21 protein-coding genes, 1 tRNA gene and 2 pseudogenes are annotated in these 23,138 nt (G+C 40.0%); 20 read left to right on the forward strand and 4 right to left on the reverse strand.

Translation table 11 applies throughout. The features are described from left to right. Position 1: 1 nt before the first annotated feature. Positions 2-169, reverse strand: a pseudogene (locus RHS_RS31155) (DUF6783 domain-containing protein). Between RHS_RS31155 and leuB the strand changes: the two are divergent. The 14 genes and pseudogenes from leuB to RHS_RS16065 form a co-directional block, all read left to right on the forward strand. Continuing rightward, positions 92-1,300: pseudogene (gene leuB / locus RHS_RS16005) on the forward strand (3-isopropylmalate dehydrogenase); the annotation flags it as partial. The pseudogenes RHS_RS31155 and leuB sit on opposite strands and share 78 nt — an antisense overlap. 67 nt (positions 1,301-1,367) lie before the next feature. After that, on the forward strand, positions 1,368-3,038 hold the full coding sequence (gene ilvD, locus RHS_RS16010) for a dihydroxy-acid dehydratase (protein WP_047833753.1): 1,671 nt from the start codon (positions 1,368-1,370) through the stop codon (positions 3,036-3,038). A 15-nt stretch (positions 3,039-3,053) separates the two neighbouring features. Then, positions 3,054-4,727 (forward strand): biosynthetic-type acetolactate synthase large subunit, encoded by a 1,674-nt coding sequence (gene ilvB, locus RHS_RS16015; protein ID WP_044297096.1) that lies wholly within the window; start codon positions 3,054-3,056, stop codon positions 4,725-4,727. Positions 4,728-4,826: 99 nt separating this feature from the next. Next, complete coding sequence (gene serC / locus RHS_RS16020) at positions 4,827-5,909, forward strand: 3-phosphoserine/phosphohydroxythreonine transaminase (RefSeq protein WP_027294778.1); 1,083 nt, start codon at positions 4,827-4,829, stop codon at positions 5,907-5,909. A gap of 1 nt (position 5,910) precedes the next feature. After that, a complete protein-coding gene (locus tag RHS_RS16025) occupies positions 5,911-7,074 on the forward strand; it encodes a phosphoglycerate dehydrogenase (RefSeq protein WP_027294777.1) in 1,164 nt (387 codons plus the stop codon). Positions 7,075-7,162: 88 nt separating this feature from the next. Then, entirely contained in the window at positions 7,163-7,324 is a 162-nt protein-coding gene (locus tag RHS_RS31160; protein ID WP_156042936.1) for a hypothetical protein, read from the forward strand. After that, entirely contained in the window at positions 7,312-8,547 is a 1,236-nt protein-coding gene (locus RHS_RS16030; RefSeq protein WP_047833754.1) for a DUF1015 domain-containing protein, read from the forward strand. The genes RHS_RS31160 and RHS_RS16030 overlap by 13 nt, the downstream gene beginning before the upstream one ends. An 82-nt stretch (positions 8,548-8,629) precedes the next feature. Beyond that, positions 8,630-11,158, forward strand: a complete 2,529-nt coding sequence (gene glgB / locus RHS_RS16035; protein ID WP_395022629.1) for a 1,4-alpha-glucan branching protein GlgB — start codon at positions 8,630-8,632, stop codon at positions 11,156-11,158. Positions 11,159-11,208: 50 nt separating this feature from the next. Beyond that, positions 11,209-12,090, forward strand: a complete 882-nt coding sequence (locus RHS_RS16040; RefSeq protein WP_242849116.1) for a mechanosensitive ion channel family protein — start codon at positions 11,209-11,211, stop codon at positions 12,088-12,090. A 110-nt stretch (positions 12,091-12,200) separates the two neighbouring features. Next, on the forward strand, positions 12,201-12,518 hold the full coding sequence (locus RHS_RS16045; RefSeq protein ID WP_242849185.1) for a metal-sensing transcriptional repressor: 318 nt from the start codon (positions 12,201-12,203) through the stop codon (positions 12,516-12,518). 45 nt (positions 12,519-12,563) lie between these two features. Continuing rightward, complete coding sequence (locus tag RHS_RS16050; RefSeq protein ID WP_044297095.1) at positions 12,564-13,307, forward strand: Sir2 family NAD-dependent protein deacetylase; 744 nt, start codon at positions 12,564-12,566, stop codon at positions 13,305-13,307. Between the two features lie 40 nt (positions 13,308-13,347). Continuing rightward, positions 13,348-14,601 (forward strand): LCP family protein, encoded by a 1,254-nt coding sequence (locus RHS_RS16055; RefSeq protein ID WP_044297094.1) that lies wholly within the window; start codon positions 13,348-13,350, stop codon positions 14,599-14,601. A 225-nt stretch (positions 14,602-14,826) separates the two neighbouring features. Beyond that, positions 14,827-16,104: a hypothetical protein gene (locus RHS_RS16060; RefSeq protein ID WP_047833755.1), complete on the forward strand. Its 1,278-nt coding sequence runs from the start codon at positions 14,827-14,829 to the stop codon at positions 16,102-16,104. Between the two features lie 72 nt (positions 16,105-16,176). Next, a tRNA-Thr gene (locus RHS_RS16065) sits at positions 16,177-16,249 on the forward strand. A 55-nt stretch (positions 16,250-16,304) separates the two neighbouring features. On the opposite strand, the gene RHS_RS16070 is transcribed toward RHS_RS16065, so the two are convergent. After that, positions 16,305-16,706 (reverse strand): hypothetical protein, encoded by a 402-nt coding sequence (locus RHS_RS16070; RefSeq protein ID WP_044297092.1) that lies wholly within the window; start codon positions 16,704-16,706, stop codon positions 16,305-16,307. A gap of 453 nt (positions 16,707-17,159) precedes the next feature. Between RHS_RS16070 and RHS_RS16075 the strand changes: the two genes are divergently transcribed. Next, entirely contained in the window at positions 17,160-17,768 is a 609-nt protein-coding gene (locus RHS_RS16075; RefSeq protein ID WP_044297091.1) for a hypothetical protein, read from the forward strand. 621 nt (positions 17,769-18,389) lie between these two features. Further along, positions 18,390-18,764 (forward strand): hypothetical protein, encoded by a 375-nt coding sequence (locus RHS_RS16080; protein ID WP_027294772.1) that lies wholly within the window; start codon positions 18,390-18,392, stop codon positions 18,762-18,764. A gap of 590 nt (positions 18,765-19,354) precedes the next feature. On the opposite strand, the gene RHS_RS16090 is transcribed toward RHS_RS16080, so the two are convergent. Next, positions 19,355-19,714, reverse strand: coding sequence for a hypothetical protein (locus tag RHS_RS16090; RefSeq protein WP_047833756.1), 360 nt, complete (start codon positions 19,712-19,714; stop codon positions 19,355-19,357). Between the two features lie 78 nt (positions 19,715-19,792). Next, positions 19,793-20,287: an MGMT family protein gene (locus tag RHS_RS16095; RefSeq protein WP_047833757.1), complete on the reverse strand. Its 495-nt coding sequence runs from the start codon at positions 20,285-20,287 to the stop codon at positions 19,793-19,795. A 179-nt stretch (positions 20,288-20,466) separates the two neighbouring features. Here RHS_RS16095 and RHS_RS16100 point away from each other — a divergent pair, with 179 nt between their 5' ends. The 4 genes from RHS_RS16100 to RHS_RS16115 all read left to right on the forward strand — a co-directional run bounded on the left by RHS_RS16100 (position 20,467) and on the right by RHS_RS16115 (position 22,993). After that, complete coding sequence (locus RHS_RS16100; RefSeq protein ID WP_027294768.1) at positions 20,467-20,757, forward strand: phage holin family protein; 291 nt, start codon at positions 20,467-20,469, stop codon at positions 20,755-20,757. A gap of 332 nt (positions 20,758-21,089) precedes the next feature. Continuing rightward, on the forward strand, positions 21,090-21,485 hold the full coding sequence (locus RHS_RS16105) for a hypothetical protein (protein WP_176731081.1): 396 nt from the start codon (positions 21,090-21,092) through the stop codon (positions 21,483-21,485). 22 nt (positions 21,486-21,507) lie between these two features. Continuing rightward, positions 21,508-22,356 carry a DUF5685 family protein gene (locus tag RHS_RS16110; RefSeq protein ID WP_044297087.1) on the forward strand — a complete coding sequence of 283 codons (849 nt, stop codon included), beginning with the start codon at positions 21,508-21,510 and terminating at the stop codon, positions 22,354-22,356. Next, positions 22,337-22,993, forward strand: coding sequence for a DnaJ domain-containing protein (locus RHS_RS16115; RefSeq protein ID WP_330373888.1), 657 nt, complete (start codon positions 22,337-22,339; stop codon positions 22,991-22,993). Before RHS_RS16110 ends, RHS_RS16115 begins: the two co-directional genes overlap by 20 nt. The last annotated feature ends 145 nt before the right edge of the window (positions 22,994-23,138 follow it).

Genomic DNA, 23,138 nt, shown 5'->3' on the forward strand with positions numbered 1-23,138 from the left:
ATTATGATATTGGATAAAGATTAGAGCGTGATTGAAAATTCATTCCTGCCATCCGCACGCCCCACTTTGCGGCATATTTGCCCCGAATTCAGGTTACGTAGCCCGCTACGCGCCCTTCATCCGGGACAAATCTCCCACAAACTGTGACGCACAGCTGCCAGAAAGCAATTTTAAAACACGCTCTAGGATAAAAAGAAACAGAAGGGAAGATATCACTATGAATTTTCAAATTGCATTGATTCCGGGAGATGGAATCGGACCTGAGATTGTGGGGGAAGCAAAAAAGGTACTGGACGCGGCAGGCAAAAAATATAATTTCGCGTTAAATTATACAGATGTACTATTAGGCGGAGCATCCATCGATGTCCATGGTATTCCGCTGACTGATGAAGCTGTACAGACAGCGAAGTCAAGTGACGCCGTATTAATGGGTTCCATTGGAGGAGATGCAGCTGTGTCTTCCTGGTACCAGTTACCGCCGGACAGAAGACCGGAAGCCGGACTTTTAAAAATCCGTAAAGAATTAAATCTGTTTGCCAATCTGCGCCCGGCATACCTCTATGAAGAGTTAAAGGCAGCATGCCCCCTTCGTGATGAAATTATCGGAGAAGGCTTTGACATGATGATTATGCGGGAACTGACCGGAGGACTGTATTTCGGAGAGAGAAAGACAGTTGAAGAAAACGGCATTAGAAAAGCAATGGATACCCTTACATATGACGAAAATGAAATCCGCAGAATTGCCAAAAGGGGATTTGATATTGCCAGAAAGAGAAGAAAGAAAGTGACCAGCGTGGATAAGGCTAACGTGCTTGATTCTTCCAGGCTGTGGAGAGCAGTAGTGGAAGAAGTGGCTAAGGATTATCCGGACGTTGTTTTAGAGCACATGCTGGTAGATAACTGTGCAATGCAGCTGGTGAAGGATCCGGGACAGTTTGACGTGATTCTCACAGAAAATATGTTTGGTGATATCTTATCCGATGAAGCAAGCATGGTAACCGGTTCCATCGGAATGTTGTCATCTGCAAGTTTAAATGAAACAAAATTCGGACTTTATGAACCAAGCCATGGTTCTGCACCGGATATTGCCGGTATGGACATTGCCAATCCAATCGCCACTATTTTATCAGCAGCGATGATGCTTCGTTATTCACTGGATCTGGATGAAGCGGCAGATGCCATTGAAGAAGCAGTCAGACAGGTATTAAAAGATGGATTCCGTACCGGAGACATTATGTCAGCGGGATGCACTAAGGTTGGATGCAGGCAGATGGGAGACTTGATTGCTGAAAGAATTTAGATAAATTAAAATTACGGGTCCGGCAGTCAGCCGGATCTGATATAACAAACAGATAAGGAGATCAGACATGAAGAGTGATGCAGTAAAAAAAGGGATGCAGCAGGCACCCCACCGGTCATTATTTAATGCCCTGGGCATGACAAAAGAAGAGATGGACAGACCGCTGATTGGTATTGTCAGTTCTTTTAACGAAATTGTTCCGGGACATATGAATCTGGATAAAATTGTTGAAGCGGTAAAACTGGGTGTTGCAATGGCAGGCGGTACGCCAAGAGTATTCCCGGCAATCGCAGTATGTGACGGAATTGCAATGGGACATATTGGAATGAAATATTCCCTGGTAACCAGAGATTTAATAGCAGATTCAACAGAGGCTATGGCGATTGCCCATCAGTTTGACGCACTGGTATGCGTACCAAACTGTGACAAGAATGTACCAGGGCTTTTAATGGCCGCTGCGCGCGTCAACATACCCACGGTGTTTGTCAGTGGCGGACCAATGCTGGCTGGGCATGTACACGGTCAGAAAACAAGCCTCTCCAGCATGTTTGAAGCAGTAGGTACTTACGCTGCCGGAAACATGACGGATGAAGAAATCGACGAATTTGAATGCAAGGCCTGCCCAACCTGCGGTTCCTGCTCCGGAATGTATACAGCTAACAGTATGAACTGTCTGACAGAAGTACTGGGCATGGGGCTTGGAGGAAACGGAACGATTCCGGCAGTCTATTCCGATCGTATCCGTCTTGCAAAACACGCCGGAATGAAAGTAATGGAAATGTTAGAGAAAAATATCCGCCCACGGGATATCATGACAAAAGATGCATTTATGAATGCGCTGACGGTAGATATGGCACTGGGATGTTCCACCAACAGTATGCTGCATCTTCCGGCAATTGCCCATGAAGCGGGAGTGGAATTGAATTTAGATATTGCAAATGAAATCAGTGCAATTACACCAAATCTGTGCCATCTGGCACCAGCCGGACATACCTATATTGAAGAATTGAATGAAGCCGGAGGGGTTTATGCGGTTATGAATGAACTGGATAAGAAAAACCTCCTCCATACAGATCTCATTACCGTTACCGGCAAGACAGTAAAAGAAAATATTGAAAATTGTAAGAATCTCAATCCGGAAGTAATCCGTCCAATTGAAAATCCTTATAGTGTAACCGGTGGTATTGCAGTATTAAAAGGTAATCTGGCACCGGATTCCGGTGTTGTAAAACGTTCTGCAGTAGCTCCTGAAATGATGGTACATGAAGGTCCGGCTAGAGTATTTGACTGTGAAGAAGATGCCATTGACGCAATTAAGAACGGTAAAATTAATGCAGGAGATGTGGTAGTCATCCGATATGAGGGACCAAAAGGGGGACCGGGTATGCGTGAAATGTTAAACCCGACTTCTGCAATCATGGGAATGGGCCTGGGTTCCAGCGTAGCACTGATAACAGACGGACGTTTCAGCGGTGCCTCCAGAGGAGCGGCAATAGGACATATATCACCGGAAGCGGCAGTAGGTGGACCGATTGCCCTGGTGGAAGAAGGAGATACGATCCGGATCAATATCCCGGAAAATAAACTGGACTTCGTAATTTCTGAGGAAGAACTGGAAGCAAGAAGGGCAAAATGGCAGCCGAGAACACCAAAGATTACTACAGGCTATCTGGCACGCTATGCAGCAATGGTTACTTCCGGCAACCGCGGCGCAATCCTGGAAATACCAAAGAAATAGAAAAGAGGTAAGCAGATGAGATTAACAGGTTCTGAAATCGTAATAGAATGTTTAAAAGAGCAGGGAGTAGATACCGTATTCGGATATCCGGGCGGTACCATCCTCAATATTTATGATGCATTATATAAGCATGACGGAGAAATCCGTCATGTCCTCACCTCACACGAGCAGGGAGCAGCCCACGCTGCAGACGGATATGCCCGTGCAACCGGAAAAGTCGGTGTCTGTATGGCAACTTCCGGACCGGGTGCTACGAATCTGGTAACCGGCATTGCGACAGCATATATGGATTCTGTTCCCCTGGTGGCAATTACGGCAAATGTTGCGGTACCCCTTCTTGGAAGGGACAGCTTCCAGGAAATTGACATTGCAGGTGTGACAATGCCGATTACCAAACATAATTTTATTGTAAAAGATGTAGAAAAACTGGCTGAGACCATCCGCCGTGCATTTATCATTGCAAAAGAAGGAAGGCCGGGACCGGTTCTGATTGATATTACCAAAGATGTTACGGCAAATGAAACAGAGTTTGAAATGGTAAGACCGGAACCCATTGAACGTAAAACAGACTATATCAAAGAAGACGATCTGGAGGCAGTAATCGCCTTAATTAATAAATGCAAAAAACCATTTGTATTCGTAGGCGGCGGAGCAGTAATTGCAGAAGCATCGGAAGAATTAAATGAATTTGTGGAGAAAGTGCATGCACCGGTTGCAGATACCCTGATGGGAAAAGGTGCATTTGACGGAACCAGCGAACTGTACTGCGGTATGCTGGGAATGCACGGGACAAAGACATCCAACTTTGGGGTTACCCAGTGTGACCTTCTCATTACCATCGGTGCAAGATTCAGCGACCGTGTTGTGGGGAAGGCTGAACGATTTGCAAGAAATGCAAAGATTGTACAAATCGATGTAGACCCGGCTGAAATAAATAAAAATATCATAGTAAATGAAAGCATTATCGGCGATGTAAAAGAAGTACTAAAGAGGTTGAATGCCAGAATTGAAGAACATCGTCATGACGAATGGCTGGCTCAGATTGCAGATCTGAAGCAGAGATTTCCATTAAAATATAATGAAGAAGGCTTAACCGGCCCTTATATTGTAGAAGAAATCTACCGTGTAACCAAAGGGGATGCGGTGATTACCACAGAAGTAGGACAGCATCAGATGTGGGCGGCACAGTATTACAAATACAAAGCGCCCCGCACGTTTATTACTTCAGGCGGGCTTGGAACCATGGGATATGGTCTGGGTGCCAGTCTTGGAGCAAAACTGGGATGTCCGGATAAAACGGTTATAAATATTGCAGGAGATGGCTGTTTCCGTATGAATATGAATGAAATTGCTACCGCAGCAAGATACAATATTCCGGTCGTTCAGGTTGTTATCAACAATCATGTTCTTGGAATGGTACGCCAGTGGCAGACATTGTTCTATGAGAAGCGTTATTCACATACCATATTAAATGACGCCGTTGATTTTGTAAAGCTGGCAGAAGCCATGGGAGCCGTTGGAATTCGTGTTACGAAAAAAGAGGAAGTAGCCCCCGCTCTTGAAAAGGCAATTGGCCTTGGAAAACCGGTTGTAATCGATTGTCAGATCGATTGTGATGATAAAGTATTCCCGATGGTACCGGCAGGTGCTGCGATAGAAGAGGCATTTGACCAGGATGATTTAAAATAACCTATTGACTATTTTTTAGCATAGCGATAAAATAGTGCTTATGAGTCCGATTTAGGATGGTAAAGTAAAAAAGTGTTTAATTATGAGGAGGAAACAAAAGTGAGCAGAGTGTACAATTTTTCAGCGGGTCCGGCAGTATTACCGGAAGAAGTACTTAAGGAAGCAGCAGCAGAAATGCTGGACTATAAGGGGTCCGGAATGTCCGTAATGGAAATGAGTCACCGATCTCAGGTTTTTGATGAAATTATCTGCGAAGCAGAACAGGATTTACGTGATCTGATGAAGATACCGGACAATTATAAGGTACTGTTTTTGCAGGGCGGTGCGTCACAGCAGTTTGCCATGATACCAATGAATCTTATGAAGAATAAAGTTGCAGATTACATTGTTACCGGCCAGTGGGCAAAGAAAGCTTACCAGGAAGCACAGAAGTACGGCAAAGCGAATAAAATTGCTACTTCTGAGGATAAAACATTTTCCTATATTCCTGACTGCTCTGATTTACCAATCAGTGAAGACGCAGATTATGTATATATCTGTGAAAATAACACAATTTACGGGACGAAGTTTAAGACCTTGCCAAATACAAAGGGTAAGACTCTGGTAGCAGATGTTTCTTCCTGTTTCTTATCAGAACCGGTAGATGTGACAAAATATGGAATTATTTATGGCGGCGTTCAGAAAAATATCGGTCCTGCAGGTATGGTAATCGTTATCATCCGGGAAGATCTGATTACGGAAGATACTCTTCCTGGAACACCAACCATGCTGCAGTATAAGACACATGCAGATGCAAAATCTCTGTACAATACACCAAACAGCTACTGCATTTATATGTGCGGCAAAGTCTTCAAATGGCTGAAGAAAATGGGCGGTTTGGATGCAATGAAATTACATAATGAAAAGAAAGCAGCAATCCTCTATGATTTCCTGGATAACAGCAGATTATTCAAAGGAACGGTAGTGAAAGAGGACCGTTCTCTTATGAACGTTCCATTTGTTACCGGAAATGACGAGTTAGATGCGAAGTTTGTAAAAGCAGCAAAAGCAGCAGGATTTGAGAACCTGAAAGGGCACAGATCCGTGGGTGGTATGAGAGCCAGCATCTATAATGCAATGCCAATAGAAGGTGTTGAAAAATTAGTGGAATTTATGAAGAAATTCGAAGAGGAGAACCTGTAATATGTTGAAATATAATTGTTTAAATCCCATCGCTGAAGCGGGGACCTGCCTGTTTACAGAGAACTATGAAAAAGTGGATAATTATCAGGATGCAGATGCTATATTGGTAAGAAGTGCGGCAATGCATGATATGGAATTTCCGGAAACCATTGAAGCGATTGCAAGAGCCGGAGCCGGAGTAAATAATATCCCCCTTGACAAATGCGCAGATCAGGGTATTGTAGTATTTAATACACCGGGAGCAAATGCAAATGGTGTTAAGGAACTGGTAATTGCCGGTATGTTATTAGCTGCCCGTGACATTGTAGGCGGTGTAAACTGGGTTCAGTCTGAAAGACAGAACGAGTTAATTGCAAAAGCGACGGAAAAGGAAAAGAAAAACTTTGCCGGATCGGAAATACAGGGAAAAAAACTGGGTATTATCGGTCTTGGAGCAATTGGTGTAGCTGTTGCAAATGCAGCAACACATCTTGGAATGGAAGTTTACGGATATGATCCGTACATTTCGGTAGATGCAGCATGGAACCTCTCCAGAAGCATTAAGCATATCCAGCAGGTGGATGATATTTACAAAGAATGTGATTATATTACCATTCATGTTCCGCTGATGGATGCCACAAAGAAGATGATCAATCAGGATGCAATTGCATTAATGAAAGATGGCGTTGTAATTTTGAACTTTGCCAGAGATCTGCTGGTAGATGAAGATGCTATGGTAACTTCTCTGCGTACAGGTAAGGTAAAGAAATATGTAACGGATTTCCCAAATCCGACTACAGCAGGAGAAAAGGGATGCCTGGTAATTCCTCACCTTGGTGCATCCACTGAAGAATCAGAAGAAAATTGTGCAATCATGGCAGTCAAACAGTTAAAGGATTATCTGGAAAACGGTAACATCAAAAACGCCGTAAATTATCCAAACTGTAATATGGGTGAATGTTCCCATGTATGCCGTATTGCAATTAATCACAGAAATACCAAGAATATGATCGGACAGTTTGCATCCGTTCTTGGTTCCGCAGATCTGAACATTGCCAATATGACGAATACAAGTAAGGGTGATTATGCATATTCGTTATTTGATTTAGATACCCATCTTCCGGAGGCCGTAAGGGATACTCTGAAGAATATCGAAGGCGTGCTGAAGGTTCGAGTGATTAAATAATGATTAACATAATTGTCGCAAAATGTGAGGTTTTGCGGCAATTTTTGTATCAGTAAAATAGTGATAAATCTGAGACAGGAGGTATTTTATGTTGTATCAGGTGAAAAAGGTTTTAAAGCCTGTGAGGGCAGCGAAAACAGTTGCCAGAGCGGTGAGAAAAAACCGCAGGGAATATGGGATATTGTGGGATAAATTACAGAAAGAATTACAGAAAATAATGAAAGGCAGGAAAAATTTATGGCAGAAGTAAAGGCATTTCGGGCAATCCGGCCAAGAGAAGACCTGGCATCGAAAATTGCGGCACTTCCGTATGATGTTTATAACAGGAAGGAAGCAAAAGAGGAAGTTGAAAAGGAGCCCTATAGTTTTCTGAAAATTGACCGTGCAGAAACACAGTTTCCGGATGAGGTGGATACCTATGATCCGTGTGTATATCAGAAAGCCCATGATATTTTGTGGCAGATGAAAGAGGACGGGGAATTTGTTCAGGATGAGTCATGCTGTTATTATCTCTATGAGCTGGTCATGGATGGCAGGTCACAGACAGGTATTGTTGCCTGCGCTTCCATCGATGATTATATGAGCGGGGTGATTAAAAAGCATGAGAATACCAGAGCAGATAAAGAACAGGACCGTATCCGCCATGTAGACAGCTGTGATGCCCAGACGGGGCCGATCTTCCTGGCTTACCGTAAAAATGAGGTGTTGAAAAAGCTGGTCTTACAGGGGAAAACAGAAGAACCTGTTTTCGATTTTGAATCACCGGATGGGATTATCCACAGAGGATGGAAAATAGGGGATGCAAAACTGATCCGGGAGATTGAGGAAGCATTTGGAAAGGTTGGGCATATATACATAGCGGACGGGCATCACCGTGCAGCATCAGCTGTAAAAGTTGGTTTAAAGCGCAGAGAAGCTTATCCGGACTATGACGGTTCAGAAGAATTCAATTATTTCCTATCGGTTTTATTTTCAGAAGAAGAACTTATGATTCTGGATTACAACCGGGTTGTAATGGATTTAAATGGAATGACCGTAGAAGAGTTCAGGAAAAAGGCGACAGAGAAATTTGACATCCAAAAATCTGAAGTACCGGTAAAGCCGGAAGCAAAGGGAATTTTAGGTATGTATTTAACAGACGGATGGTACCGCCTGCAGGTGAAACCGGAATACCGCACGGAAGATCCGGTAAAAGGCCTGGATGTATCTGTTCTGCAGGATGAGCTATTACATCCGGTGCTTGGAATCGGAGATCCCAAAACGGATAAAAGAATTGATTTTGTTGGCGGAATCCGCGGGCTTGCAGAGCTGGAAATGAGAGTGAAAGAGTGTGGCGGTGTGGCATTTTCCATGTATCCTACATCCATTGGGGAACTGTTTGCAGTGGCAGATGCCGGGCTCCTGATGCCTCCAAAATCTACCTGGTTTGAACCCAAACTCAGAAGCGGATTGTTTATCCACAGCCTTACGTAAAACCGCGGGTACAGTTTTAGTTCCATTCATAAGATAAATGTGGTAAAATAGCCATATAGAAATGGGACAAGGAGGGTATGCTATGAATGAAAAATTATACGAATTAATGGATTGGGCAGCAATTGAGGCAATTGTTTATTCAGAAGAGGACAATCCCCATTCATTATTGGGAGCACATCTTACAGAAGAAGGCGTATTAATACAGGCATTTATTCCACAGGCAGTTCAGGTTGCCGTGAGCATAGATGGGGTGAAAAAAGAGTACGGGATGGAACTGGAAGATGAGGCGGGGTACTTTGCAGTCTTGATACCAAGAAAGAGCATTCCTGATTATACGTTTAAAATTACCCATGATACCGGAGAAACGGCAGAGATAAAAGATCCGTATGCGTTTGCACCGCAGATTACGGAAAAGGAAACGAAAAAGTTCAATGCAGGAATCTGCTATGATATTTATGAAAAGCTGGGAGCCCATCCCATGACACTTGGAGGGACTGAAGGCGTGTACTTTGCAGTATGGGCACCTAATGCAGCCAGAGTCAGTGTCGTAGGCGATTTCAACTCATGGGATGGCAGGCGTTTTCCTATGAGAAGATTGTGGGACAGCGGAATTTTCGAACTTTTTATCCCAGGTGTAAAAGCAGGGGACATCTATAAATACGAAGTAAAAGCAAAAGGCGGGCTTACTTATTTGAAAGCCGATCCTTATGCCAATGCTGCGGAGCTAAGGCCAAACAATGCATCTGTAGTGGCTGATCTTCGTGGTTTTAAATGGACAGACGATGCCTGGCTTGCGAAAAGAAAGAAAACAGATACCAAAAAAGAACCCATGGCTGTTTATGAAATGCATTTGGGTTCCTGGAGACGCCCTGAGGAAGAAGGAAGGGATTTCTTTAACTACAGGGAACTGGCACCTCAGATCGCAGAATATATCAAAGAAATGGGATATACCCATATTGAGCTGATGCCGATTATGGAACATCCTTTTGATGGTTCCTGGGGCTATCAGGTAACCGGTTATTATGCACCAACCAGCCGTTATGGAACACCCGAAGATTTTATGTTCTTCATGGATTATATGCATCAACAGGGAATTGGTGTAATTCTGGACTGGGTTCCGGCACATTTTCCAAGAGATACTTTTGGACTTTGTACTTTCGATGGAACGTGCCTATATGAACATCTGGATCCAAGACAGGGATCACATCCTCACTGGGGCACGCTGATTTACAACTACGGGCGCCCGGAAGTAAGGAATTTCCTGATTGCAAATGCGATGTTCTGGGCAGAAAAATATCACGTTGACGGAATCCGCATGGATGCGGTAGCCTCCATGCTCTATCTGGATTATGGCAAAAACGATGGCGAATGGGTTGCCAATATGTATGGCGGCAATGAGAATCTGGAAGCTGTAGAATTTTTCAAACAGCTCAATGGGGCTTTTAAGAAAAAAGAAGGCGGAGCGATTCTCATCGCGGAAGAATCAACGGCATGGCCGAAGATTACTTCTCCGCTGGAAGATGACGGACTGGGATTTGATTATAAATGGAATATGGGCTGGATGAATGATTTTATCCATTACATGTCCCTTGATCCGCTGTTTCGGGGCGGACATCATGGGGAATTGACTTTCAGTATGGTATATGCTTACAGCGAAGACTTCGTTTTAACACTTTCCCATGATGAAGTGGTCCATGGCAAAGCTTCTATGATTGGCAAAATGCCAGGGGAACCAGAAAGCCAGTTCGCCAATCTGAGAGCCGCTTACGGATATATGATGGCACATCCCGGTAAAAAACTTTTATTCATGGGCCAGGAATTTGCACAGTATTCTGAATGGTCGGAGGAAAAAGAGCTGGAGTGGGACATGCTGGATGTCAAACAGCATAAACAGATGCAGGATTATGTAAAAGCATTAAATGCATTTTATGCGAAGAACCCGGCACTTTATCAGCTGGATTATGATCCGAAAGGGTTTGAATGGATTAATAATATATCTGCAAATGAAAACATGCTGGTATTTACCAGAAATACACGCAAGAAGGATGAAATGCTGTTAATCGTTTGTAATTTTTCACCGCTTGTTTATGAAAATCATAAAATCGGGGTTCCTTACCCTGGTAAGTACAAAGAGATATTTAACAGTGACAGAAAAGAATTCGGCGGTACCGGAATGGTGAATCCACGTGTGAAGCCTTCTAAAAAAGAGGAATGCGATGACCGTCCAAATTCCATTTCCATAAAAGTTCCTCCAATGGGAATTTCAATTTTCTCTTACACCAGAGCGGTGGAGAAAAAGGCTGAACAAAAGCCTGTAAAAACCAAGGCAAAGAAAAGTAATTTAAAGGAAGAACTTCAGAAGAAAATCGAAGAAGCAGAAAGTCAGAGCGCAGTACAGGCTGTGGAACCGGCAGTGTCTGTTAAGTCTGAGATATTGAAGCCGGTTGAATTGAAAATAGAAAAATTAGAGCCGGTGGAGACAAAAAAGTTATCAAAAGCAGCAAAGAAAACTGTTGTAAAGAAAACGGCTGTAAAGAAAACTGCTGTAAAGAAAACGGCTGGCACTGCCAGAGCAAAAAAGAAACAAAGTGCAGATAAAGATCAGAAATAATAGATCACAAATAATAGATCAGAATTAAAAGAGATGAAAGGGTAATTAAAATGGAAGACACAATTGCGGATCAGGTAGAGAAGGCGAATGCTGTTGTAAAATATTTTGAGCAGAAACTTCCGGGTATCGCCGACTTTGGAATAAAAATCTTAATTGCCCTGCTTGTATTTTTTATTGGAAGTAAGATGATAAAGTGGATGTTAAAGCTTCTGAAAAAACCATTCCTGCGTGCAGGTTTGGAGGAAGGTTCCGTACATTTCCTTAATTCACTGGTAAAGGCAATTCTCTATATATTGTTAGTATCGGGAATTGCAACTTATCTGGGAGTAAAAGAAGCTTCCATAGCGGCATTATTAGGTTCTATGGGTGTGGGTATTGTCCTGGCACTTAAGGAATCGCTGGGTAATCTGGCAGGAGGATTTATTCTCCTGCTGATGAAGCCGTTCAGTATAGGTGATTATATCAAAGAAGATGTGAATGACAATGAAGGTACGGTCAGTAAGATAGATTTATTCTATACCACCTTACTGACACCGGACAATCGGACAATCAGCATACCGAATGGTTCATTATCCAATACAAGCCTGACGAATTTATCAAGGCAAAGCAAAAGGCAGCTGAGACTGGTGATCGGCATATCTTATAAAGCTGATATCAGAAAGGCGAAAGAGATACTGGAGGAAATCCTGAATAACGATATTGCAATATTAAAGGAAGAACCGATAGAGATCTTTGTGGATAATCTGGCTGCCAGCAGCGTGGAATTAGGTTTCCGCTCCTGGGTCAAACCGGAGGATTACTGGCCGGCAAGATGGAGAATCATGGAGCGTGTAAAATATGCGTTTGACCAGGAAGATATTAACATTCCCTATAACCAATTAGACGTTACAATAAAAAATGCAGAGGTACAAAACGAGATAAACAGGAGGTAACTGTAATGGCAGTATCAAGAGAAACGGATGAAGAAAGGAATAGCGAAGCACAGGAACATCTGTCCGGAGCCCATACACATGTAAGGGAGGATGGGACTGTGTATGAACATATGCATATGCATGTTCATGAAAATGAATCCGTTCCCCATTCTCATGGCCATGTACATTCCCATGAGAGTACAAAAGCGGTTATTAACCGTTTATCACGGGCAATCGGGCATCTGGAATCCATTAAGAGGATGGTAGAAAGCGGAAGGGACTGTAGTGAAGTCCTCATCCAGTTATCAGCAGTAAAAGCAGCAATTAACAATACAGGAAAGGTCATTCTGCACGACCACATTCAGCATTGCCTGATTGATGCAGTTGAGTCGGGCGATACACAGGCGATTGAAGAATTGAATAAAGCTATAGACCGTTTTATAAAATAAAATATCTTGCAATGTGCAGATTGCTTTTAGGAAAGGGATGAGTTTATGAAGATAGACTATTTAATCAAAGCAATACAGCAATCTGAATATCTGGTGGCCCTTGGCGGCTTGAATATGATGCGAGAGGTAGGGATTTCTCATTATCACGACAAAGATGAGGCCTATCGAATTGAAAGAAAGTATGGGTACTCTCCGGAAGAATTATTTTCTGCCCGTTGCTTTGCAACCAATCCGGAAAAATTTTATAATTACTATAAAGATGACATTCTGGCCACAAATGAAGAAGAACCAGGACCTGCATACTATGCACTGGCAAAACTGGAGGCTATGGGACGATTAAAATATATTATCACAAGAGAAATATATAACCTTCCACAGCGGGCAGGATGCAAAAAAGTCATTAACCTTCATGGAAACATATATGAAAATAATCATTGCCCGCGATGTTTAAAACAATTTACACTGGATTATATTAAAAAAGCAGAGGGTGTTCCTTTTTGCGATGAATGTAATATTCCGCTTCATCCGGGGGTCCGTCTGGTAGGAGAAATGGTGGATAACCATGTAATGAGTAAGGCAGCTGAAGAAGTGGCAAAAGCAGATGTACTGCTGGTACTTGGATTACATCTGAAAACAGAATTATGCAGAGAGTGCATACAATATTTTCAGGGTCAAAGGTTAATTTTAATAAATTCCCAGGAACATTATGCTGACAATGTAGCAGATATGGTGTATCATGACAATGTGCAGACATTCTTTCCAAATGTAGTGGATATGATTCAACTGTGACAGAAAATAAAATACGGGATTATAAAGGAGCATTAATCCAATGGACAAAGAAAAAGTGGATAAAGAAGATCCAGGTTATAAGAAACGCAAGAAAAGAAAGATTCTGATTATCGTAGGAGTAATTCTACTTTTGATTGCAGCGGCAGTGGCAATTGCATATTCTTATGTACAAAGTAAGTTGGGGAAAATACAGTCCAGCGAGATGAATATGGATGAAGTAGTTGTAAATGAAGAACTGGAAACGAATAAAGTTATAAAAGGATATACGAATATAGCACTCTTTGGGCTGGATACCAGAGATGAAGATCTCTCCAGGGCAAACAGTGATGCAATTATAATTGCCAGTATTAATAACGACACAAAAGAAGTAAAACTGGTATCTATTTACCGTGATACGTACTTATACATTGGTGGAGATTTATACAGAAAAGCAAATGCTGCTTATGCAAATGGCGGAGCGGAAAGGGCTGTATCTACCTTAAATGAAAACTTTGATTTGAAAATTCAGGATTATATATCCGTTGATTTTAATGCATTGGCAGAGATCGTGGATTTATTGGGCGGTATAGAGCTGACAGTAGATGAAGCGGAGAGCGTGCATCTGAATAATTATTGTGTGGAAACTTCAGAAGTAACAGGCAAGAGCTACGAAAAACTTCCGGGTGCAGGTACTTATAATATGAATGGTGTTCAGGCAACTTCCTATTCCAGAATCCGTTATACCGCAGGAAATGATTTCAAGAGAACAGAACGGCAACGGGAAGTAATTGAGAAAATCGTTGAAAAGGTGAAAAAGGCTGATGTAGGGACATTGAATAAAATCATGGATGGAGTATTTCCAATGATTCGCACCAGTATGTCCCAGTCTGAGATGATATCTATGGGAATGGGAATGCTGTCCTATAATATATCAGAAACAATTGGATTCCCATACGATCATAAGACAGGTGGTAAGGGTGGATCAGGAGATGATGAAATTCCTCAGACACTGGAAAGTAATGTAGTAAAACTTCACGAATTTCTGTTTGGTACAAAGGATTATAATCCTTCAGCCAGAGTCAAAGATCTGAGTGAAAAGATTCAGAAACTCACCGGAGTAGGCCCAAAAGAAGAATCTACAGAGAAAACTACAGAGAAATCGTCTGAAAATTCATCAGAAACATCATCCGGAGATACAACGGAAGATTCCAGTGAAAAGACTACAAAAGAATCGGTTAGTAAAGGTTCGGGAAAATCATCGATAAAAGGGACCACTGCTGAGACAGAGTCAGAATCAGAGTCAGAAACAGAATAAGAAACAGAATAAGAACGGTTTTTATATTAAATCTGACCCATAAATATACAATAGCCTCTACGTAATAAACTATTTAAATGCAGATTACTGTACCCACGGTAAGCTGCATTTTTATTTGGTGTTTGTAACGATATCATTGCGGTCAGAGCCAAAATGCGTTATACTCATGGTAAAAGATACCAGTTCAGTTTACCTCGCTGTTAAGCTGGGATAGGGAGAGATGAGATGAAAGATAATCTATGGAATGCATTGGTTCATCCAGACAGGATAGAAAAACTTCACATACCGGATTCAGTCGCGGATGCTAATTTAAAGGCTTGGAGATATAGAAGACGCTATGAGTATATAATGCTTTTTAGTTCTTATGTTGTGTTTGAGATACTTACATATATATTTCGTGAGACACCAAGTAAATCAACAAAATGGTTAGTAATAATACTCCTTCCTTCTATAATAGTCTGTATTTGTGATGCGGCTTATAACTGTTATAGCGGATTTCCCGATAAATCAGATGTAGGAACAAGAAATCTGATCGGATTAGTATTCTGTTATTTTATAGGCATAATGGTTTTTTGGCTGCTGTTATATACTTCAAAAATATTTGAAGGACCAAATGGAACCAGGCTAAGCTTTTTAGCCGGTATAACTGCAGGTACGGCAGCAGCGTTGTTTGTATATGCTGATATGGCAATCATTTATCACCAGTATTTAAAGAGGATCAGGATAGGTGTAACCGACAAACAGATCCTTGTAACCAAGGTGATTTTCAGTATTTGTACAGGTGTTTTAGTGGTTCTCTTTTTAGCACTTTTTTTGTATCCTCTCCTGTCAGTAGAACTGGAGGACCATACTTATCAGACTGAGGTTGATCAAATTAACCGGGGAATAGAAAGCTATAATAATTTGAATAAATTTAAGATTAAGGGATCTGAGAATATCCAATATGATAATGGAAAAATTGAGACTTTGGAAGGCACAGTTTGGAGCAGCAGCACATCAGATGGAACTAAGAGCGTTTCCAGCCTCTGGGACAATGAAGTATATACAAAAGACCATCCACAGATTGTATCTGATATATATAACGATGAGAAAGAAGAAATGAAGATTTATATTCAGGGGCAGGGCTGGGTGGAATTTTCTGACTTGCCCGAAGATAATGAACTATTAAAAGATGGGATGGAGTTGTATCTCAAAAATGGTTTGCTTGATTTGCAAGGGAGAGACATAAAAAATATATCAGTGAAAATGGATGGGGATTATATGGTATATACAGTTTTGTACAAAGATAATGCAGTAACATTCAATTTTGGAGATGTGGAAATAGAGCCCCAAAAAGATGTTTATTGGATAAATAAGTCCAATATTCTGGAGAAATGGATACTGTCCCAGAAGGTATCCGGTGGTTCCGAAGAAGGGAATTCAATAGAAAACAGAGAGTACCGGCTGTTGGATTATAATTCCAGTGAAATAGAAAAAGAGATAGAAGAATTTTTGAAGAAATAGTAAAAAAAGCTTGCAAAATTCCAAAAATTTGTATATAATAATTTAGGTCAGTGGTTGAAATTTCAACCACATGCTTCTGTGGCTCAGCTGGTAGAGCGCCGCATTCGTAATGCGTAGGTCGCCGGTTCAAATCCGGCCAGGAGCTTTGAGAAACCCTTGAATTTCAAGGGTTTTTTGTTGTTTTAAAATAAAATATGCAATTATACAGCAATCCATTGAGTGAATACAAAATTATTATCGAAATCTTTCCCACGTAATCCAATCCACTGACTACCTATTTCCAAAGCAGTTTGCTTCTGTTGTGATTTAAGTTGTTTTGCGGCTGCCATAACCAATGGTGGAACGATACAAGGAGCCATATCTTTCAAGAACAGTTTGGACAATTCTTCGAGAGTCATCCGTTCTCCTCTGATATTTCTTCCATCTTTAACAGCACGTTCAAAATCCACAACAAATTCGTTTAAAGTAGTTTCTATTTGCCTCTTTGTCATCCCGGGAGCAGGAGTGAATGTATCTTTTTCTAAGATTTGTTTGCCATTAACATCCCGGCCATTACTTACAGTTACTCGGTATGAGTTCCCTCTTTTTTCGATGCTTCCCATTGTATCATCTCCTTATTTTTGGGTATAAAAAATACACCCTGGCAAATTTCAAGGATGTATGATACAGCAGACGCTCAAGCAAGAAAAGTATTGTCATAGCAAAATATACATGCTATAATAAAATAATAAATTAGCCATAGCTAACCCAAAGCAGTTCAGACTTTGCAATATTTTAATAATTCTTCAAAGATAAGGGAGGTGATGAGATATTAAAAGAAAGTATATTGCAATTGGATTGATGATAATCGGTATTGTAATTATTTTGTTTTCGTACACTATAGCGGAAAATCTTGTATATTTGTTGATGCAAAGGAATGGGGGAACAATGGATACCAATAATTATATGTTAGCAATGTTAAATTATGCAGAAAATTGTAGAATTATTGGATTGATTTTGGCTCTTCCATCAGCATTTTACATGTTAAGAGGATTTCTGGAAAAGGGGGATATTTCATGAGAACTTTAAAAAAAATTATTATGTTGGTATTTTGTATATTTATGATAATTAATTCAAAAAATGTTGCTTTAGCATCCGATAATATTGACGAACAACCAGATACTATTATTGAGACCAAAAAAATATATAACACCATTCCGTTAGATGATGTTTCGGAAGAAAATGAAATAAACTCTTTGTTCAAAAAAGGCAGTCGTCCGAAAAAATGGGTTGTTTATGATGTTAAAATTAAAAATGCAGAATGGACAGATACATCTCAAAAGCTCGTTGTTGTAAAAGCTGTTAATGGATCATCTGTTACTGCTAGCGCAACAGCAACTAAGTCAGGAACATGGAACGCTAATGTAAGTGTTTCTAAGGGAACAGTAAGTGCTGCAATAGGCTACAGTGCAACTCAGTCCTTTTCTATCTCTGGTTCTGCTACTGGAAATATTCCAAAAGGCTATAAACTTGCCACAGCAAGAGCCTATCCTATTTATGAAGTACGTTCTTTTAAAGTAAAACTGGTACATAGTCTTCTTCCATCAACTATTTACAAAAAAGGGAGTGGAACAGCAAAGAAGCCAATCGGCATTGACATCAGATTTGAATATAAGAAAAAATAACATTCATCTGAACGCTTTAGGTAAGTTGGAATATACTACAATAGCCCTGGGGATCATCCCAGGGCTAAAGATTACTTATATACGGGTATAGCCCAGATATGGAGTCTGGGCTTAGGTATGTAAAATATTATTCCTTCCTTATACAGTGCGTTTAAATTCAAGCTTGCATATGGGTAACAAATGGGTAACAAAGTTATAAAAAGTTACAGAAAACAGTAAAGATAAAAAGATATATTATCTCCATAATCCAGTAATAATAAGGGATATTACTAAATACAGAAAAATGTAAAAAGTAATTTTTGTGATTCGTAATGCGTAGGTCGCCGGTTCAAATCCGGCCAGGAGCTTTGAAAAACCCTTGAATTTCAAGGATTTTTTGTTGTTTTAAGAATAAATATTGGAATCAATGAGCCCTTGGGATTATATCCCTGCATTTACCTGAGTTTAGAACAAAAAAACAGGACTGAAAATTAAACTGAATATTATATCACAAATTTAAATATGTTTTATTAAAATGTACCGAAAAGTCGATTATGTGTCATGAATAGAAGACTAACCTTGATTAAAACAAATATTTTTAGTATAATAAAGCAGAAGAATTAATAAAGAAAGGTGCATGACATGAAAGATGAACCGACTCTAAAAGAAAATGCAAATCCATATCAAGTATTACCTAGCCTGATATCGTATTTCTATGAACGGTCTAAACAGGTCTGTATGATTTTATATTTGAGCCATGTGAGAAATGCATGTGATAATATGACGATTACCAAACAGGCTATCTGTCATATTATGTGCATTAAGGATAATTTACTTGAAATTGTAAGTTTCGATAATGATATTTATAAGGAAATATTAAAACTTACTGATTGTATAGATAACATATCGAATAGTTTATTATCAGCTAAATATAAGAATATTGCTTATCATTTGAAGGAAGCAAAAGAACTGAAAGACAATTTGATTAATAAAATGTTTGCTATGGATATTATTTAAAATACAAACTCTGTTATATATCAATAAAGGGCTACGATGTTATAATGAAAGGATCCCTGTTGGGAGGATATAATCTCATTTACAATTATTATAGATGATTCAGACAATTCTCTAAACGGATACTTTCTTACAACCCAATATTTTTATTTTTCCTTTTGCTGTAAAGCCTTTCACGGTATGTTTAAACTCATTACATACGCTGCATTCTGATGCATAATAGGTATATAAGAAGTATTCTTTTTGTAAATTAGTTCTATATTTATTATTGAAACAGTTTCTGCATATCTCTGAATTAATGAGCTGCTTTTTCAATTTCCATGGATTTATCATATCTCTCATTCTCCTTAGCACTATTTTTAATATTCATTGCCATAGTGTATTGATAGTTATACCAATAACAAATTACAAGAATAATACACTTTACCAGCATTTCTATTGCAGAATATTATAACTTATTTTTTATCTGTAAAGTTTTATGATGTATTAAAGAGTACGTTTGATGTAATGAAATTTTCTATAATAAAATACCCCTGGGGATTGCGTCCAGGGGCTAATACTGCAGGCAAACAAGAGATTTAGTTTCATGCATTTTATTTGATTTCAATAAAATAGTGAATATCTACATTTTGCACAGTAATTGTCATAAAAGGATTGCCAAAGTTTTTTCTAACTTCTTTTGCAACATTTATGAAGGCTTCTCTAAAAACGTCACTATCTTTAACTTCTGATGGATTTCTTGTTGTAGATACAATATATGCCGTTTCGCCTAGATTACACCCTCTTACTGTTCCACACACCAGGCTATTCACGTTTATGAGACTGGTTACAAATACGCCGGAGCTGGAATATTCTTTATTTGCACTTTCTTCCCATAAATGAGCAACAAATTCATTTGTATAATATTTAGTGTTAAGGCCATAAAATGTCACAATATATTTTTCTGTTATCATGATGCAACCAATTTAGAATTTCTTATTATATAGTATGACGGAGATATGTATTTAATACGCAGTAATCATAATATTGGATCAAACAGCCAGAATATCCGTTAAATCAAAAAGTGAGTTTTCATAGTTCTTAACATAATATTTTATGTTGGTTCTTCCTTTTTCAATAATGGTATGGCCCTCTTCTTCCAGTTTTTCTTTTTGTGCTTCCACCCCGCCCGGGTATTTTGCATTTAATTCCCCGTTTGCTTTTAGAGTCCTCCAATATGGGGTTTTATCATCTTTTCTCTGGTAACTGGCCCATGCTGCAATGGACACAAAGATTCCGGCGGTGATTGGCTCGGTGAAATCGGCTCCATTTGCTTTTGCAAAGTATGACCGTATTTCACCAATCGTTAGAACTTTCCCGTATGGGACAGCTTTCATCACATTGTCGTATGCGACAGGCGGAGCGAAATACATTCTGTTACCGCCATATTTTTCTATACTCTTCTGGTCAGTGATTGTCTGAAATTTTGGCATATCCTTCGCGTCATTTAACATTGCATTAAAATCTTTTTTGTCTTCGTTTGGCATATCTACCACCTCCTGCTCCAAGTATAATCTATTTCGCAACACCATGCAATGAGACGGTTTTAAATTATATATGGCATATTTTCATTTTCATCAGCAGCGTAAATATGGAAAAGTGAATGCGGCACATGAGGAACAGTAGAAGCATATAAATAAATCATCATAGAGAGAGGGAGAGCAGCATGGATATTATGGATTATATAAAGCCGGGTCTGATTGTAGTTGCAATAATATTGTATTTTATTGGTATATGGCTGAAGCAGAGTACTTTGCTTCCGGATAAATTCATACCACTGGTGGTTGGTTTCATTGGAATCGTTATTTGCGGCATCTGGGTGGTTGCTACGTCCACCTTTATAACAGGACAGGATATAGCTTTGGGCTTATTCACCGCAATTGTACAGGGTATATTGGTTGCAGGTTTGAGCACATATGTCAATCAGATTATCAAACAGATTAATAAACAGGAATAGCGGTCTTTATTTTGTTCCTGTATGAGTAAAATAAATATAAAATCCCCGGCACTGTGCCGGGGATGTAAATAACAATCAATTTTTTGGGAGTACCCCGCAGTTCTTGGGGAAGTCTGCGGAGCGCGAGTTGTGAAACGTACTAGATTTTTACCAATACGTAAAAATTCTACCATATTCTGCAAATTGTGACAAGAAAAATATTTTGCTAAATTCTTACATAAATCGACAAAGAAAACTGTTTACAAAAATTTTATGAATCCTTTATTGATTTAAATTTTCATACAACCTATAATACTATTAATGATGGAAATAATATTTAGGAGGATTTGGAAGTGAAGGAAAAGTTTCAGAGGTTTATGATGGGGCGGTATGGAGCTGATGAATTATCGAGATTTATGATAATTGTTGCTTTTGTCCTGGTGGTTTTATCAATTTTTATAAGAAGCGGATTGTTTTCCTGGGTTCCGTTGATTTTACTGGTTTTGATTTATGTGCGTATGTTTTCGAAGAATGTTCAGAAACGCTATGCGGAAAATCAGAAGTTTATGGAGTTAAAAGACAGGGTGACAGGATTATTTCACGGACAGAAAAAGCGCCTGGAACAGAGTAAAGATTTCCATATTTACAAATGTCCAAAGTGCAGACAGAAAATTCGTATCCCCCGGGGAAAAGGAAAAATTTCAATTACCTGCCCTAAATGCGGGGATCAGTTTGTAAAGAAGAGTTGATAGAAAAGCAGAGGATAGAGCGATGTTCGGATATGTGACGATTAATCAGGATGAAATTAAAATAAAGGATTATAAGACCTACCGGGCATACTATTGCGGACTGTGTAAGCGGTTAGGAAAGCAGTATGGAGTCAGGGGGAAGGTGCTGCTGACTTTTGACATGACTTTTCTGGGTCTTCTGTTATCAAGCCTTTATGAATCTCAGGGTGAGCTTAAAATGCAAAGGTGTGCGTTACATCCTACAAAAAAAGAATTGATAGCAGAAAATGAAATGCTGGATTATGCGGCGGATATGAATGTACTTCTTGCTTACCATAATTTTATGGATGACTGGTTTGATGACCATAATGCAGCCAAACTTACTCTTGCTAAAATGATACATAAGAAGTATAAAGAAACGGCAGAAAGATATCCCAGACAGCGCAGGGCAATACAAAGATATATGAAAAAGATGCGCGAGTGCGAGGTACGAAAAGAAAAAGATCTGGATGTGGCAGCGGGGCTTACCGGAACCGTATTAAAAGAGTTGTTTATGTATAAAAAAGATGAGTGGAAGGAACCTCTGGGTCAGATGGGCTTTTACCTGGGGAAATTCATCTATCTTATGGATGCTTATGAAGATGTGGAAAAGGACAAAAAGGCAGGAAATTATAACCCTTTGATACCAATGATGACTGATGCTGATTATGCCGGTAAATGTAAAGACATTATGATGTTGATGATGGCAGAATGCTCCAGAGCATTTGAGAGGTTGCCAATTTTAGAAAATGTTGATATACTAAGAAATATATTGTATTCCGGAGTTTGGGTGAAATACGAAAAAGTAACGAAGGAAAGAGCAGGAAATAAGAATGATAATGGATCCATATAAGGTGTTGGGAATTCCGTCTTCAGCATCTGATGATGAGGTAAAAAAAGCATACAGGAAATTGAGCAGGAGATATCATCCCGATGCAAACCTGAATAATCCCAACAAGGATCAGGCCGAAGAGAAATTTAAAGAGGTGCAGCAGGCTTACGACCAGATTATGAAGGAACGTACCGGCGGATATACTGGCGGATATAGCGGACAGAGCAGTCAGGGCTATGGACAGGGGCAGGGATTTGGCGGCTATGGCGGCGGTTTTGGTCAGCGCCAGTATGAAAGCGGCGAGCCAATTGAATATCAGGCAGCGGCAAATTATATTAATGCCGGCCATTTCCAGGAAGCTCTGAATGTTTTAAATAATATTTCACAGCGTAATGCCAAATGGTATTACCTGAGTGCACTTGCCAATGCTGGTATCGGCAATAATCTCAATGCAAAGGATTTTGCATCGAGAGCCGCTGCTTTGGAACCGAATAATTTCCAGTATCAACAGCTTAAGAGACAGTTGGAGTCCGGTGGGCAATGGTATCAGACCATGGGCAGCGGATATGGCGGAATGCCCCAGAATTTTGATACAAGCTGTTGTACACAGCTTTGCTGTATGAATATGTTGTGCGGCTGTTGCTGCAGACCATGCTGATATAGAAAGAGAAGGTGGGAATCCTTCTTTTTTTGTGCCATTAACAGGTCGGTAAATGATCAGGGAGAGTGGCTGGTCTGCTTGACAGATGAGAGGTTAAATACTATGATGGAGGTACAGTATATTAAAAAGTGGGAAAGATTAT

Origin of the sequence: Robinsoniella sp. RHS (genome assembly GCF_001029355.1) — a bacterium.
Classification (GTDB): Bacteria; Bacillota; Clostridia; order Lachnospirales; family Lachnospiraceae; genus Robinsoniella; species Robinsoniella peoriensis.